The organism is Pseudomonas sp. Pseusp49 (assembly GCF_059491875.1).
In genome coordinates this window covers 6,435,239-6,450,589 of sequence record NZ_CP168514.1, presented here as the reverse complement: position 1 = coordinate 6,450,589, position 15,351 = coordinate 6,435,239, and the positions used below count along the sequence as shown (strand labels likewise).

Annotated in this window: 13 protein-coding genes; 8 read left to right on the top strand and 5 right to left on the bottom strand. The window is 61.2% G+C overall.

Translation table 11 applies throughout. The features are described from left to right. Nucleotides 1-14 precede the first annotated feature (14 nt). The 6 genes from ACEN83_RS28860 (at nucleotide 15) to ACEN83_RS28835 (ending at nucleotide 6,293) form a co-directional block, all read left to right on the top strand. On the top strand, nucleotides 15-878 hold the full coding sequence (locus ACEN83_RS28860; RefSeq protein ID WP_495579015.1) for a LysR family transcriptional regulator: 864 nt from the start codon (nucleotides 15-17) through the stop codon (nucleotides 876-878). A 189-nt stretch (nucleotides 879-1,067) separates the two neighbouring features. Then, nucleotides 1,068-2,144 carry a putative 2-aminoethylphosphonate ABC transporter ATP-binding protein gene (locus tag ACEN83_RS28855; protein WP_218481139.1) on the top strand — a complete coding sequence of 359 codons (1,077 nt, stop codon included), beginning with the start codon at nucleotides 1,068-1,070 and terminating at the stop codon, nucleotides 2,142-2,144. Then, nucleotides 2,144-3,868: a putative 2-aminoethylphosphonate ABC transporter permease subunit gene (locus ACEN83_RS28850; protein ID WP_495579014.1), complete on the top strand. Its 1,725-nt coding sequence runs from the start codon at nucleotides 2,144-2,146 to the stop codon at nucleotides 3,866-3,868. Before ACEN83_RS28855 ends, ACEN83_RS28850 begins: the two co-directional genes overlap by 1 nt. Before the next feature lie 33 nt (nucleotides 3,869-3,901). Next, nucleotides 3,902-4,927 (top strand): putative 2-aminoethylphosphonate ABC transporter substrate-binding protein, encoded by a 1,026-nt coding sequence (locus ACEN83_RS28845; RefSeq protein WP_495579013.1) that lies wholly within the window; start codon nucleotides 3,902-3,904, stop codon nucleotides 4,925-4,927. Between the two features lie 135 nt (nucleotides 4,928-5,062). Then, on the top strand, nucleotides 5,063-5,647 hold the full coding sequence (locus ACEN83_RS28840; protein ID WP_495579012.1) for a phosphonate degradation HD-domain oxygenase: 585 nt from the start codon (nucleotides 5,063-5,065) through the stop codon (nucleotides 5,645-5,647). 109 nt (nucleotides 5,648-5,756) lie between these two features. Further along, a complete protein-coding gene (locus tag ACEN83_RS28835; RefSeq protein ID WP_495579011.1) occupies nucleotides 5,757-6,293 on the top strand; it encodes a hypothetical protein in 537 nt (178 codons plus the stop codon). Nucleotides 6,294-6,351: 58 nt separating this feature from the next. On the opposite strand, the gene ACEN83_RS28830 is transcribed toward ACEN83_RS28835, so the two are convergent. Together ACEN83_RS28830 and ACEN83_RS28825 are read right to left on the bottom strand one after the other, a co-directional pair. After that, nucleotides 6,352-7,728, bottom strand: coding sequence for a GTPase/DUF3482 domain-containing protein (locus tag ACEN83_RS28830; RefSeq protein WP_495579010.1), 1,377 nt, complete (start codon nucleotides 7,726-7,728; stop codon nucleotides 6,352-6,354). Then, on the bottom strand, nucleotides 7,721-9,091 hold the full coding sequence (locus ACEN83_RS28825; RefSeq protein WP_495579009.1) for a DUF2868 domain-containing protein: 1,371 nt from the start codon (nucleotides 9,089-9,091) through the stop codon (nucleotides 7,721-7,723). Before ACEN83_RS28825 ends, ACEN83_RS28830 begins: the two co-directional genes overlap by 8 nt. Nucleotides 9,092-9,176: 85 nt before the next feature. On the opposite strand from ACEN83_RS28825, the gene ACEN83_RS28820 reads away from it, so the two are divergent. Further along, nucleotides 9,177-9,689: a dihydrofolate reductase gene (locus ACEN83_RS28820; protein ID WP_495579008.1), complete on the top strand. Its 513-nt coding sequence runs from the start codon at nucleotides 9,177-9,179 to the stop codon at nucleotides 9,687-9,689. 91 nt (nucleotides 9,690-9,780) lie between these two features. On the opposite strand, the gene ACEN83_RS28815 is transcribed toward ACEN83_RS28820, so the two are convergent. Beyond that, nucleotides 9,781-11,172 (bottom strand): L-cystine transporter, encoded by a 1,392-nt coding sequence (locus ACEN83_RS28815; protein ID WP_495579007.1) that lies wholly within the window; start codon nucleotides 11,170-11,172, stop codon nucleotides 9,781-9,783. A gap of 242 nt (nucleotides 11,173-11,414) precedes the next feature. Here ACEN83_RS28815 and ACEN83_RS28810 point away from each other — a divergent pair, with 242 nt between their 5' ends. Further along, entirely contained in the window at nucleotides 11,415-12,470 is a 1,056-nt protein-coding gene (locus ACEN83_RS28810; protein WP_218481148.1) for an HAD family hydrolase, read from the top strand. A gap of 84 nt (nucleotides 12,471-12,554) precedes the next feature. Here the strand turns inward: ACEN83_RS28810 and ilvD are convergent, their stop codons facing one another. Together ilvD and ACEN83_RS28800 are read right to left on the bottom strand one after the other, a co-directional pair. Further along, nucleotides 12,555-14,396: a dihydroxy-acid dehydratase gene (gene ilvD / locus ACEN83_RS28805; RefSeq protein WP_495579006.1), complete on the bottom strand. Its 1,842-nt coding sequence runs from the start codon at nucleotides 14,394-14,396 to the stop codon at nucleotides 12,555-12,557. A 365-nt stretch (nucleotides 14,397-14,761) separates the two neighbouring features. Beyond that, nucleotides 14,762-15,220, bottom strand: a complete 459-nt coding sequence (locus ACEN83_RS28800) for an REP-associated tyrosine transposase (RefSeq protein WP_495579005.1) — start codon at nucleotides 15,218-15,220, stop codon at nucleotides 14,762-14,764. Nucleotides 15,221-15,351: the final 131 nt, after the last annotated feature.

Here is a 15,351-nt window from a genome sequence, read left to right as displayed (position 1 = left end):
GATGAGGGACGGTTGTGCTGAGTGCCGAGCTGAAGGCGTTTTACATGGTGGCCCGCCTGGGCAGCATTACCCAGGCTGCCAAAAAGCTTGGCCTGAGCCAGCCGACGGTGACGACGCAGATCCGCAACCTGGAGAGTCAGTATGCGGTCGAGCTGTTCTACCGTGGCGGTCGGCGTCTGAGCGTCAGCGAGGAGGGCGCGCGGCTGCTGCCGATGGTCAAGGTGCTGATGCAGCAGGAAGCCGACATCGAGTTTTTCCTGCGTAACTGCGGCCAGGTCCAGGGCACATTGCGCATTGCCGCCACGGCGCCGTATTACATCCTCGACCTGGTGAAAACCTTTCGCGAACGCTTGCCGCAGGTGGAGGTGTCGGTGGAAATCGGCAATTCCCAGCAAGTGCTCGAAGCGCTGGAAGAGTACCGGGTCGATGTTGCGGCGTCGTCGCAGTTGCTCGATGACACGCGGCTGATTCGCCGGGTGCTCGGTAGCGATCCGCTGGTGCTGGCGGTGCATCGCAATCATCCACTGGCGGTTCATGATCACGTACCACTTGGCGCCCTGGCCGGGCATACCCTGCTGATGCGCGAACCGGGCTCGACCACCCGACGCTTGACCGAAGAGTTGCTGGCCAGCGCCGGAGTGAGTTTCGGGCCGCTGCTGGAAATCGGCAGCCGCGAATCGATCCGCGAGGCGGTGCTGCGCAACATCGGCATCAGCATCATCGCCCGCCAGGAAGTACCCCATGACCCGCAACTGCGGGTGCTGACCATCGAGAATGCGCCGCAGATTCCCGAATACCTGTACTGCCTCAAGGAACGCAAGGGCGCGCGGTTGCCGGCGGCGTTTCTCGGGTTGGCACAGGAAATGGCGCCGGTCTAGATCAAGAGATCGCAGCCTTCGGCAGCTCCTACACAAAATACGTTCCCATGTAGGAGCTGCCGAAGGCTGCGATCTTTTGATTCCAACCAAAATCCTTGAATACCACTATCGGCAGTTTTTGCCTTACTGCCACATGACGGACTCATTACAACCCTAGGATGGCCTTCATCTGCTAGATGAGGTCCGTCCATGAACAACTCGATCGCTACTGCCCTGACCAACCCTGGCGCCCCGATGAAGGTGCGCGGCGTACAGAAACGTTTCGGCGCTTTCACCGCGCTGGATAACGTTTCACTCGACGTGGCGGCCGGTGAGCTGGTGTGTCTGCTGGGGCCGTCGGGCTGTGGCAAGACCACCTTGCTGCGCTGCATCGCCGGCCTGGAAAAGCAGGACAGCGGCGAGTTGTACCTGGGTGATCGCGACGTTTCCCACCTGGCTCCCCAGGCGCGGGACTACGGCATTCTGTTCCAGTCCTACGCGTTGTTCCCCAATCTCACCGTCGAAGCGAACATTGCCTACGGCCTCGCCGGCAATGGTCGCGACCCGATTCGCCAGCGTGTCGGTCAGATGCTGGAACTGGTAGGCCTGAGCGGCAGCGAGAAAAAATATCCCGGTCAGTTGTCCGGTGGCCAGCAGCAGCGGGTTGCACTGGCTCGCGCTCTGGCCCCGGCACCTTCGCTGTTGCTGCTCGACGAGCCGATGTCGGCTCTCGATGCCCGGGTGCGCGAGCATCTGTGCACCGAACTGCGCCAGCTGCAACGCAACCTCGGCATCACCACCCTGATGGTGACCCACAATCAGGACGAGGCCATGCTGATGGCCGACCGTATCGCCGTGATGAACAACGGCAAGGTCGAGCAGTACGCCACGCCCCAGGAAATCTATAACCGCCCGGCCACGCCGTTCGTGGCGGAGTTCGTCGGCCAGGGCAACTGGTTGCCGTTCCAGCGCAGCAGCGATAGCCACGCCCAGGTCGGCGGGATGAGCATGCGTCTGGCCGATGGCGGCGCCAAGACCGCGTCGGGCCGTTTGTTCTGCCGTCCGGAAGCGATCAACGTCAATCCGCTGGTGCACGAGGAAAACCTGTTCCCGGCCAAGGTTCGCGAGATCACCTTCCTCGGCAACCGCTGCCGCATGAGCTTCGAGCTCGATCATTTGCCGGGCCATGCGCTGTTGGCGGAGCTGGCACCGGAAGCCATGCCGCGCCTTGGCGCCCGGCAGATCATGGTCGCCTTGCCGCCGCGCAGCCTGCAGGTGTTTGCCTGATGAGCGCGAACATCGCGCTGCCGCTGCCACACAAGCAGGTTCGGCAGACTTCCCGTGCCGAGATCGGTGACCGGCTGTTCGTGGTCGGCGGCAAAGTGCTTCTGCTGGTGCTATTGGGCGTTGCCGTATTGATGCCGTTGCTGGCGATCTTCTGGCGTGGATTCAGCGCTGAAGCCGGGCAGGGTGGTGGTTGGGTTGCAGCGAAAGAACTGGTGACCAGCGAGAACTTCCACTGGTTGCTCGGCAACAGTCTGAAGGTTTCCCTCAGCGTCGCGGCGATTGTCGTACCCCTGGCTTACCTGTTTGCCTACGCGCTGCAACGCACCCTGATTGCGGGTAAAGGCATCTGGCGTGGCATTTCCCTGCTGCCATTGATGGCGCCGTCGATGCTGCCCGGGATTGCGCTGGTTTACCTGTTCGGCAACCAGGGCATGCTGCGTGGCCTGCTCTCGGACAACATCTACGGCTTCTGGGGCATTGTTCTGGGTGAGGTGATCTACACCTTCCCGCACGCCTTGATGATTCTTCTGTCGGCCTTGTCCCTGGCAGATGCGCGATTGTTCGATGCGGCTTCAAGCATGGGCGCCAGTCCGGCGAAAGCGTTCCGCAGCATCACCTGGCCGGCGACCCGTCAGGCGGTTTTCGCTGCGTTCTGCCTGGTGTTCACCCTGACCATCACTGATTTCGGGGTTCCGGTGGTGGTCGGCGGCGACTATCAAGTGCTGGCGCTGGAAGCCTATAAAGCTGTGGTCGGCCAACAGCAATTCGGCCGCGGTGCCCTGATCGGCATGGTGTTGTTGCTGCCGGCGCTGTTCAGCTTTGGCGTCGACGCCTGGTTGCGTCGCCGTCACGGCGACTCCATGAGCGGTCGTGCCCAGGTGTTCAAGCCTGCGCCATCGAAGCTGCGCGACGCTTGCTACCTGGCCATCGTCCTGTTGATCAGCGCGGCGTTGCTGCTGGTGTTCGGCATGGCGGTGTTCTCGTCCCTGGTGAAATTCTGGCCGTACAACCTGTCGCTGTCGCTCAATCACTACCAGTTCAATGAAACCGCCGGTGGTGGCTGGCTGGCCTATGGCAACAGCTTGAAGATGGCCTTGGGCACGGCGTTGATCGGCAGCCTGCTGATTTTCACCGGCGCCTACCTGATGGAAAAAACCAGGGGGCAGCGCGGCCTGAACCTGACCTTGCGCATGCTCAGTTTCGTACCGATGGCGGTACCGGGCCTGGTGTTGGGGTTGGGTTATGTCTTCTTCTTCAACCTCATCGGCAACCCGCTGCATGTGCTGTACGGGACCATGACCCTGCTGATCGTCTGCACCATTGCGCACTATTTGACCACGGCGCAAATGACCGCCACCACCGCATTGCGTCAACTCGATGCCGAGTTCGAAGCCGCCGCGCTGTCGCTCAAGGCGCCGCTGTACCGCCACTACTTGCGCGTCACCGTGCCGATCTGTCTGCCGGCTTTGCTGGACATCGTGCGCTACCTGTTCGTCTCGGCCATGACCACCGTCTCGGCGGCGATCTTCCTCTACAGCCCCGACACCATCCTCGCGGCGGTGGCGGTGCTGAACATGGACGACGCCGGCAACGTCGGCGGCGCGGCGGCGATGTCGACCCTGATTCTGTTCACCTCGGCGGGCGTGTCCCTGCTGCTGGCCTGGGCCTCGCGCGGATTGCTGCGCCGCTCCCAGGCCTGGCGGCAGACCGCGCCCGGTCACTGATTCACACCCTCAACTCAAATACAGGAAAAGATCATGTTCAAGCCTATGGCCCTGGCCGCCGCTGTCCTCACCGCTTTCAGCCTGAACGCCTTCGCTGCGAAAACCGAGTTGACGGTGTACACCGCCCTCGAAGCCGAACAGCTGAAAACCTATAAAGAAGCCTTCGAAAAGGCAAACCCGGACGTCGAAATCAAATGGGTACGTGATTCCACCGGCATCATCACCGCCAAACTGCTGGCCGAAAAAGAACGTCCGCAGGCGGACGCCGTGTGGGGCCTGGCGGCTTCCAGCCTGGCGATCCTCGACCAGCAGGGCATGCTGCAAAGCTATGCACCCAAGGACCTGGGCAAGATCGGCGCTAACTACCGTGACGCCGCCAACCCGCCAGCCTGGGTCGGCATGGATGTCTGGGCCGCGACCATTTGCTTCAACACCGTCGAAGCCGAAAAGCAGGGCCTGAGCAAACCCGTGAGCTGGCAGGACCTGACCAAGCCTGAGTACAAAGGCAAGATCGTCATGCCGAACCCGGCATCGTCCGGCACCGGCTTCCTCGACGTCAGCGCCTGGCTGCAAATCTTCGGCGAGAAGCAGGGCTGGGCCTACATGGACGGCCTGCACCAGAACATCGGCCAGTACGTTCACTCCGGTTCCAAGCCTTGCAAACTGGCGGCTGCGGGTGAGTTCCCGATCGGTATTTCCTTCGAGTACCCGGCCGTTCAACTGAAACGCCAGGGCGCACCGCTGGACATCATCCTGCCGAAGGAAGGCCTGGGCTGGGAAATCGAAGCGACTGCCGTGATCAAGGGCACGGCCCACGAAGAAGCCGCGAAGAAACTGGCTGACTTCTCCGCCAGCCCTGAGGCGATGGAGTTGTACAAAGAAAACTTCGCCGTGCTCGCCCAGCCTGGCATCGCCAAGCCGCAGACCGAACTGCCAGCTGACTACGAACAGCGCCTGATCAAGAACGACTTCGCCTGGGCCTCGAAGAACCGCGACGAGATCCTGACCGAATGGCGCAAGCGTTATGACGGCAAGTCCGAGAAAGTGGCGGCCAAGTAAGATCTTCATCGGCTGAAAGGGCCTCTTCGCGGGCAAGCCCGCTCCCACAGGGAAATGCGTTCCAATGTGGGAGCAGGCTTGCTCGCGAAATCGGTCTACCATTGACCACAAATCTCACTGATCGGGAGACTTCTGATGCACAGCCATGAACAAACCGTCGCCAAGGTCTTCGCCCTCTACGAACGCTTTGGCGACAGCGATTACATCGGCGAGCCGGTGTCGCAGATCGAGCACATGTCCCAGGCCGCCCAATGTGCGATGGCCGAAGGCTTCGACGACGAAGTCGTGCTGGCGGCGTTCTTCCACGATATCGGGCACATCTGCGCCGAGGGTGCGGAGAACATGGGCGGCTACGGCGTGGTCAGCCACGAACGGCTGGGAGCCGACTACCTGCGTCGCGCCGGCTTTAGCGAGCGTATGGCGCGGCTGGTCGAATACCACGTTCAGGCCAAGCGTTATCTGACACTCAGGGAACCTGGGTACTACGAACGCCTGAGCGAAGCCAGTCGCCGGACTCTGGAATATCAGGGTGGCGTGATGACCGAAGCCGAAGCCGATGCCTTCGAGCAGGACCCGTTGTGCAAAGTCAGTTTGCGCATGCGCCAGTGGGATGAACAGGCCAAGGAAATGCATGTGCCGGTGATTGATCTTGAGTTGTTAAAGCGCAAGGCGGCGTCACTGTTGACCGGCGACCCGATTCCTGCGGCTGGAACTGTTTAGGCTGAAGGTAGTTTGCGAAAAAGCCTACAGACTGTGGCGTCGGGTGCTATAGAGCCGGCGGCAACGCATCGCTAGTGTTCAAGGCCAACTTATGTGCCAAGGAATGCTAATGCGCTATTTAAAGATCATTGCCCAGGATCTAAGCCAGAACGAATCTGCCGACACTGTTCATTTTCATTTTTGTGAGGTCATGCCAGGAGCGAAGCCTGACAAGGTGCTGCTCCAGGCTTCGGTATTCGATATGAATGGCGACGGCCGTATTGATCATATGTGCAACGAAGACGTCAATGGGGACGGCAAGCCCAATGTGCGCGATGAACAGTTGCTCAACCGATTCGCCCAAATGTACTTGAAGCTGAATTGGTTTAATCCGGCAGACAGTTCGCGCCGATACCTGCAAATTTTCTCCGAGGACTTTACCACTGACGAAACGCCCGAGGCTGTACGACTGCATTTTCACGAAGGCACGGGAAGTCCGGTAGGTGCGTCGATCGCGTACAAGGCGACAGCCTATGACGTCGATAACAACGGCAGCCTGGAGTGGATATTGGCGTCGGACGTTGATAACGACGGTCATGCCAATAAAAAGGACGAACATTACGTCAAGTCGCTGGCAACCGAATTTCTCAAGTTCAACTGGAAGTAATGCCGATCAACTGATCCCGGTTTGTATTCGTTCCTGCATCATGCGGGAACGAATACTCTCAGAGTTGCTTGGCCAACACCTCAACCTGCTCCTGCCGCTCCGCCTGATTCAACTTCGGATGCGGATTAAGCGACGACCACTGCGGATGCGCCCGCGCCTTGTTCAAAGCCTCAGGCAGTTTGCCTTCGCGCCAACTCTTTTCCTGAGGCGTGGCCACCTGGATGCTGTCCATCGCCGCATGCCCACGGGCGTTCAGCGCTCGCAGCAATTGCCGCTGGCGCAGCGCCAACAGGCGCAGCACGTTGTCATCCACCGTCAGTTCGCGCTGGCCCTTGATCTTGCCCAGCAAGCGGCTGCCATAACTGCGCGCGGTTTGCAGGGCGCCACCGGCGATGGCGCCGGCCAGTGCAGCGGCGCCGAGGGTAATCCCGCCCACCAGTAAATCGACCCCGGCCCCGGCAGCGGCACCTGCGGCAATTCCACCACCGACGCGCACACCCAGTTGCTTGAGGGTTTCCGGGTTGAACAGGTCATCACCCCAACGGCCATCGAGCAGCGGTAAATCACTGGCGGCGGCATCCTGTGGGCGGAAGGCGTAGAGCTTGAGCAGGGCCTCGACGCAACGCTGCTCGCGCTGGCGTACGGACTTACGCAATTCGCTGATCGCCTGTTGTTCCTGCTCGGCTTCACTGACCACGCTGCGCCGGCAAGCCGCGCAATCGATCAGCAATTCGGCAATCAGTCGCTCCGCGCTTTGCTGGCGAGCCAGGCGCTGGGCCTGCTGATCGGCGATCAGGCGCTCGAGTTGCGGCCGGGCCGTTTCCAGCAGCAGGGCGAGACTTTCATAGAGTCGACGCTCGCCATCTTCCGGCGGCGCGACACTGTCGAAACGCACCAGGGCATGCAAGCCCAGCCGCGCCAGCGCTTCACGCCAGGCCGGTTCGCGGTGGTTGGCGCTGCTGACGAAATTCAGCACCGGCAGCAAGGGTTTGCCGCAACTGGCCAACACTTCCAGCTCGTCGCGATACTTGGCCAGCACCGGCTCACGGGCGTCGATCACATAAAGACCGGCATCCGACGCCAGCAACTGGCGCAGCACCTTGGCTTCCTGTTCGAAGCGTTGCCGGGCTTCGCTGCCCTCAAGGAAACGCGACAGGCGTGCCGGACCGTCGAGGCGTTCACCCGGGCGCTCCAGGCGTTCGAGGTAATCGAGCAGGGCGATGGCGTCTTCCAGGCCAGGGGTGTCGTAGAGGTCGAGCAGTGGCTCGCCGTCCACCGAAAGACGGGCGCCTTCGACGTGTCGCGTGGTACTGGGACGATGGGACACTTCACCGAAACCGACATCGCGGGTCAGGGTGCGCAACAACGAGGTTTTACCGACGTTGGTGTGACCGACCACGGCGAGTTTCAAAGGCTGCTTCCTGGTGTCAGTCATGACCCGTCTCCAGCCAGTTCATCGGTGCACAATCGGCAAACGGCAACTCAAGCTGTTGCAGCGCCACGTGCCAGTCGCCCAGGCGCTCGGCGTCCAGCGCTTCACCGGGCGGCGCCTGCAGCAACCACACGCGGGTGGCGCTGGCGCTGCGGGCCAGTTCGGCAATCAAGGCCAGGCTGCCGCGATCCGGCGAACGCCGTGGATCACAGGCGATGGCCAGGCGTGCCGGGGGAAAGCGGCTCAGTTGTTCGAGGAGTTTGTGCCGCGATTCGCGACTGTCGAGGATACCCGCGTTACTGACGTTTTTCGGCAACTGCGGTGGCCACGGGCGTTGGTCGTCCAGTTCGATGGCGACCAACAGCGCCCCGTCGCTTTGCTGCTCGGTGACACCGCTTTCCACGCGATGCAGTTGCGCCGGTGCCGCATCGCTGACGCCGAGGCGTTCGCTGGTGGGCATCAAGCGTTCGCGCAGTTGCGCGTAGCCGGGCAGGTTCAAATCCAGGCGCAGCGCCGTTTGCCCTGTCTTCCAGCGCCACAGGCAAAACAGCGCGAGCAGCAGACGCGGCAAAACGCCGTAGACCAGCAGTACGCCCACCAGCCAGGCGGCCCAGGCCTGGCGAGCGCTTTCGATGTTCAGTGCGGCATCGCCACTGGCGCGGATCATCTCCACGGTCGGCACACTGAAGCCAAGCAGGGCCGGCAACGCACCCAGCACCTGAGTGACGGCGATAAAGGTGTCGGCACTGAGGATCGTGGTTTCCCAGACGAAGCCGTAGCGCCGGGTCGCCATCAACATCAGCAGGATCACCAACGCGCTGAGCATCGCCAGCAGCCACAGGCTGTTGACCAGTACGCCGATGGCCCAGCGATTGAGTTTCTGCCGTTGCAGTAACAGGAGCAGGGCGGGGGCCAACTGCGCGGCCTTGGCGTCACGAGCGAGTTTTTCACTGAGCCATAGCCACAGGCGTCCGAGGCTGGCGCCGTGTTCGCCGGCAAATACCAGCCCCAGGGCCCAGCTCAGCAGCAGGACCAGATTGAGCCCGAGCAGGCTGCCCAAGGCCCAGAACACATTCACCGGGTGCAGGCCGTCGCCCATAGCCGCGAAGGCAAGGCCGGCGCCGCTGATCACGGCCAGTACCGCCAACACCAGCAGCGCCAGCCGCGAGCCTTGCAGCCAGTGATTGAGGGCTGTCGTCAGGCCATCGCGTTCAGCCAGCCACAGGGCGCGGCGTTGAATGCGCGCCGGCAAATCGCCGCCGGCGCTGCGGGCCAGTCGGTTGGCTTCCAGGTCTTCCAGTGGACCTGCGTGTTCTTCGCGCAGGCGGATGGTTTCTGTCAGCCAGAGGGTATTGAGTTCAGTCACGCGGCATCCCGTCGCTTAAATGAGCTGTGAGCATAACCGCTGTGGCGCTTATCGGCGAAAGCGAGGCTCTGGTATCCTCGCCGGCATGACTAAATCACTCCCCCTCAGCCTGATCGCAGCCCTCGGTGAAAACCGTGTGATCGGCGTCGATAACAGCATGCCCTGGCACTTGCCGGGGGACTTCAAATATTTCAAGGCCACCACCCTCGGCAAGCCGATCATCATGGGGCGCAAGACCTGGGATTCCCTCGGTCGTCCGCTGCCGGGCCGCCTGAACATCGTGGTCAGTCGTCAGGCGGATCTGCAGCTCGAAGGCGCGGAGGTTTATCCGTCGCTGGAAGCCGCCGTCGTTCGCGCCGAAGCATGGGCGAAGGAACAGGGCGTCGATGAGTTGATGCTGATTGGCGGCGCGCAGTTGTATGCGCAAGGGCTGGCGCAGGCTGACCGGTTGTACCTGACCCGCGTGGCGCTGAACCCGGAAGGGGATGCGTGGTTTCCGGAGTTTGATTTGAAGGAATGGAAACTGGTTTCCAACGTTGAAAACCCGGCATTAGACGGTAAGCCGGCGTACAGCTTCGAAGTGTGGGAAAAGGCTTAAAGATCGCAGCCTGCGGCAGCTCCTACAGGGTGAACGCAATTCCCCTGCAGGAGCTGGCGAAGCCTGCGATCTTTTGATCCTGGCTAAACAGTCAAGCGTGCGCCAACGCCGAATGCTCATCCGCATCCAGCAGTGCCTTGTCCGTCTGCTGCATCACCTGACTGGTGATCGCCCCGGCCGTCATCGAACCACTCACGTTCAGCGCCGTACGCCCCATATCAATCAGTGGCTCGACCGAAATCAGCAACGCCACCAGTGACACCGGCAAGCCCATCGCCGGCAGCACGATCAACGCGGCAAAGGTCGCGCCGCCACCGACACCGGCCACACCGGCCGAGCTCAGCGTCACAATCGCCACCAGCGTCGCAATCCACAGCGGATCCAGCGGGTTGATGCCCACGGTCGGCGCCACCATCACCGCCAACATCGCCGGGTACAGACCGGCACAGCCGTTCTGGCCAATGGTCGCGCCGAACGAGGCGGCGAAACTGGCGATGGATTGCGGGATGCCCAGGCGGCTGGTCTGCGCTTCGATGCTCAACGGAATCGTCGCTGCGCTGGAGCGGCTGGTGAAGGCAAACGTCAGTACCGGCCAAATCTTGCGGAAGAACCGCAGCGGGTTGATCCCGGCGGCCGACACCAGCACGCCATGCACCACGAACATCAAGCCCAGGCCGATGTAGGACACCACCACGAAACTGCCGAGCTTGATGATGTCTTGCAGGTTGGAACCGGCGACCACTTTGGTCATCAGCGCCAGCACACCGTACGGGGTCAGCTTCATCACCAGGCGCACCAGACGCATCACCCAGGCTTGCAGGGTGTCGATGGCGTTGATCACTTTCTGACCTTTCTCGGCATCATCCTTGAGCAGTTGCAGCGCCGCGACACCCAGGAACGCAGCGAAAATCACCACGCTGATGATCGACGTCGGCTTGGCCCGCGCCAGATCGGCGAAGGGGTTTTGCGGGATGAACGACAGCAGCAGCTGCGGCACATTCAGGTCGGCGACCTTGCCGGCGTAGTCGGTCTGGATGGTTTGCAGGCGCGCCATTTCCTGAGTGCCGGCCACCAGGCCTTCGGCGGTCAGGCCGAACAGGTTGGTCAGGCCGATGCCGATCAGCGCGGCGATGGCCGTGGTGAACAGCAGCGTGCCGATGGTCAGGATGCTGATCTTGCCCAACGACGAGGCGTTGTGCAGACGGGCCACGGCGCTGAGGATCGAGGCGAACACCAGCGGGATCACGATCATTTGCAGCAATTGCACATAGCCGTTGCCCACCAGATCGAACCAACCGATCGAGGCTTTCAGTACCGGGTTGCCGGCACCGTAGACCGTGTGCAACGCCACACCGAACGCCACGCCCAGCCCCAGCGCGAGCAGGACTTTTTTCGCCAGGCTCCATGTCGTGTGGCGGGTTTGCGCCAGGCCGAAGAGCAAAGCGAGGAACACCAGCAGGTTGAGGAACAGCGGCAGATTCATGAAGACTCCGATAAGACTTGTGCTGGTTGCACCCTTGGGCAACCGCGAACCGGAAAGCCTAACAGCTTGAAAACTAATGAATTAATATCAAAAACGTATGATATCCGTCGTTTTTGGAATAAGCGGGTGTCGCTGTCAGAAATGCAGCTGGCGCGAAAGGGACGCGGGCGGTCGCTGACAGACGAGGACTGTCACACTTATTTGTTAGCGTCGATCTCTTTCACATTCAGGGAGAAACGCCAATGAAGTTCGCACCGAAATTACTGGCTGCAGCACTTTGCCTGGGCCTTGCCGGCCAGGTTTTCGCAACGGATCTGAAACACTGGCCAGCCGATCAGGCCAAGGCGCTGGACGCGATGATCGCCGCCAACGCCAACAAGGGTAACTACGCGGTGTTCGACATGGACAACACCAGTTACCGCTACGACCTCGAAGAGTCGTTGCTGCCGTTCATGGAGAACAAGGGCCTGATCACCCGCGACAAGCTCGATCCCTCCCTGAAGCTGATGCCGTTCAAGGACACCGCCGACCACAAGGAAAGCCTGTTCAGCTACTACTACCGCCTCTGCGAAGTCGACGACATGGTTTGCTATCCATGGGTCGCTCAGGTCTTCTCCGGCTTTACCCTCAAGGAGCTCAAGGGCTATGTCGACGAGATGATGGCGTCCGGCAAGCCGGTGCCGGCGACTTATTACGAAGGCGACGTGGTCAAGAAACTCGACGTCAACCCGCCGAAAATCTTCACCGGCCAGCAGGAGCTGTACAACAAACTGATGGAGAACGGCATCGAGGTCTACGTGATGACCGCCGCCTCCGAAGAACTGGTGCGCATGGTCGCGGCCGATCCGAAGTACGGCTACAACGTCAAACCGCAAAACGTGATCGGCGTGTCGCTGCTGCTCAAGGACCCGAAGACGGGCGAACTGACCACCGCGCGCAAGCAGATCACTGACGGCAAATATGACGAGAAGGCCAACCTCGGCCTCGAACTGACCCCGTACCTGTGGACCCCGGCGACCTGGATGGCCGGCAAGCAGGCGGCGATCCTGACCTACATCGATCAGTGGAAAAAACCGGTGCTGGTGGGCGGCGATACCCCGAGCAGCGACGGCTACATGCTGTTCCACAGCGTTGACGTGGCCAAGGGCGGCATCCACCTGTGGGTCAACCGCAAGGACAAATACATGACCCAGATCCAGGGCATGATGGCCAAGAACGCCGCGGCCCAGGCGAAGGAAGGCTTGACGGTGACTGCCGACAAGAACTGGGTCATCGTCAAACCCGAAGAAATCCAATAACCCCGGTTTGAAAATCCCCTGTAGGAGCTGTGGAAACAAAATACCCCGCACTTGGCGGGGTATTTTTTGTTCAGCGATCAAGCATCAAAGCCCGTCAAGCATCGCCTTGTTACGCACAGCACCCTTGTCGGCACTGGTGGCCAGCAGGGCGTAGGCTTTCAGTGCGGTGGTCACTTTACGTGGACGCACCTCAACCGGTTTCCAGCCTTTCTTGTCCTGCTCGACCCGGCGAGTGGCCAGTTCTTCGTCGCTGACCAACAGGTTGATCGAGCGGTTCGGAATATCGATCAGCACCTTGTCGCCGTCCTGCACCAGGCCGATTGCGCCGCCGGCAGCCGCTTCAGGCGAAGCGTGGCCGATGGACAGGCCCGAGGTGCCGCCGGAGAAGCGGCCGTCGGTGAGCAGGGCGCAGGCTTTGCCCAGGCCTTTGGATTTCAGGTACGAGGTCGGGTAGAGCATTTCCTGCATGCCCGGGCCGCCTTTCGGACCTTCGTAGCGAATGATGACGATGTCACCTTCCTTCACTTCGTCGGCGAGGATGCCGCGCACGGCGCTGTCCTGGCTTTCGAAGATCTTCGCGTTGCCTTCGAAGACATGGATCGACTCGTCGACGCCAGCGGTTTTCACCACGCAGCCGTCCAGGGCGATGTTGCCGTAGAGCACGGCCAGGCCGCCCTCTTTCGAGTAAGCGTGCTCGACACTGCGGATGCAGCCGTTTTCACGGTCGTCGTCCAAGGTTTCCCAACGGGTCGACTGGCTGAACGCGGTTTGCGTCGGGATGCCCGCCGGACCGGCCTTGAAGAAGTGATGCACGGCTTCGTCGTTGGTCTGGGTGATGTCCCACTTGGCGATGGCTTCTTCCATGCTGCGGCTGTGCACGGTCGGCAGCTGGGTGTGCAGCAGGCCGCCACGGGCCAGCGAACCGAGGATGCTGAAGATGCCACCAGCGCGGTGCACGTCTTCCATGTGGTACTTCTGGATGTTCGGCGCGACCTTGCACAGTTGCGGTACGTGACGGGACAGACGGTCGATGTCGCGCAGGTCGAAATCGATCTCGGCTTCCTGGGCAGCGGCCAGCAAGTGCAGGATGGTGTTGGTGGAACCGCCCATGGCGATGTCCAGGGTCATGGCGTTTTCAAAGGCCTGGAAGTTGGCGATGTTGCGCGGCAACACCGACTCGTCGTTCTCGCCGTAGTAACGCTTGCACAGCTCGACGATGGTGCGGCCAGCCTGCAGGAACAGCTGCTCGCGGTCGCTGTGGGTGGCCAGGGTCGAACCGTTGCCCGGCAAGGCCAGGCCCAGCGCTTCAACCAGGCAGTTCATCGAGTTGGCGGTGAACATGCCGGAGCACGAACCGCAGGTCGGGCAGGCACTGCGCTCGTACTCAGCGACTTTCTCGTCAGAAGCGCTGGAGTCGGCGGCGATCACCATGGCGTCGACCAGGTCGAGGCCGTGGGAGGCGAGTTTGGTCTTGCCGGCTTCCATCGGGCCGCCGGAGACGAAGATCACCGGGATGTTCAGGCGCAGGGACGCCATCAGCATGCCAGGGGTGATCTTGTCGCAGTTGGAAATGCACACGATGGCGTCGGCGCAGTGGGCGTTGACCATGTACTCGACGGAGTCGGCGATGATCTCGCGGCTCGGCAGCGAATACAGCATGCCGTCGTGGCCCATGGCGATGCCGTCATCGACAGCGATGGTGTTGAACTCCTTGGCCACGCCGCCAGCGCGTTCGATCTCGCGGGCGACCAGTTGCCCCAGGTCCTTGAGGTGCACGTGGCCCGGTACGAACTGGGTGAACGAGTTGGCAATGGCGATGATCGGCTTCTTGAAGTCGTCATCTTTCATCCCCGTGGCGCGCCACAGTGCGCGGGCGCCGGCCATGTTGCGGCCGTGGGTGGATGTTTTCGAGCGGTAATCAGGCATGAAGCACTCCGGGCGGCTAATCAGGTATCAAAAGGGAAGTGAGCTTCTATTGACGTCTGGAACACTCAGAAATGGCCGCGTGTCCGGAAGTTGCCGATAACTTTGCGGGATCGCCGCGCGCTTCAGCTTGAGCTCATAAACCCGCCGGGGATGACTGGCGATGAATGTTCGCGATTCTACACGGCTGGCGGCTGGAGGGAATGCCTGCAAACCTGGAGGTAGCATTCACAAGACGTGCGGGCACTCCATTTCCTGTAGGAGCGAGCCTGCTCGCGATAAACCTGAGAGCGCCGCGGGGTACCGGGTTTCCCGCGTTATCGTTGACGACCATCGCGAGCAGGCTCGCTCCTACAGTGATTTGTGCGTCAGAGCCAGATGGCGTCCCAGAGTGGGTAGCCGCCGATATGGTCGACGAGGCCTGCGCGTAGGGGGTTGGCGATGATGTATCGGGCGATGGCTTTCAGATCTTCCTCGCGACGCAGGGCTCGGTCGAAGTAGCCCTTTTGCCATACAGGAGCATGTAGATCCCGTTGCTGATTGATGAGGCGTGTGCAGCGAGATTTGGTGGCTTGCACCAGTTTCGGTAAATCGCCGTTGTGCAATTCAATCAGCCAGTGGAAGTGATCCGGCATGACTACCCAGGCTATTGACGTGGCATGGCCGGCTTCCTGAGCCCTTCTGAACTCGTGCACCAAAAAGCGGCCAGTGCGCCAATCCTGGAAGAATGGTTGTCGTTCATGGGTGACAGCGGTCAGGTGATAGATGCGACCGGATTGCGAGTGCCGACCTGTGCGTAATAGATGGGCTTTTGGCGTATTGGACATTCCGTTGTCCTCTTCGGTGATGGGAAGAGAAAACGGTAGGCGTGGGGTGGGAGATTGTCGCTTCGGTAGTGGATCAGGATGTGTCCTGCACCTGTAGGAGCGAGCCTGCTCGCGATGAATTCAAAGACGCC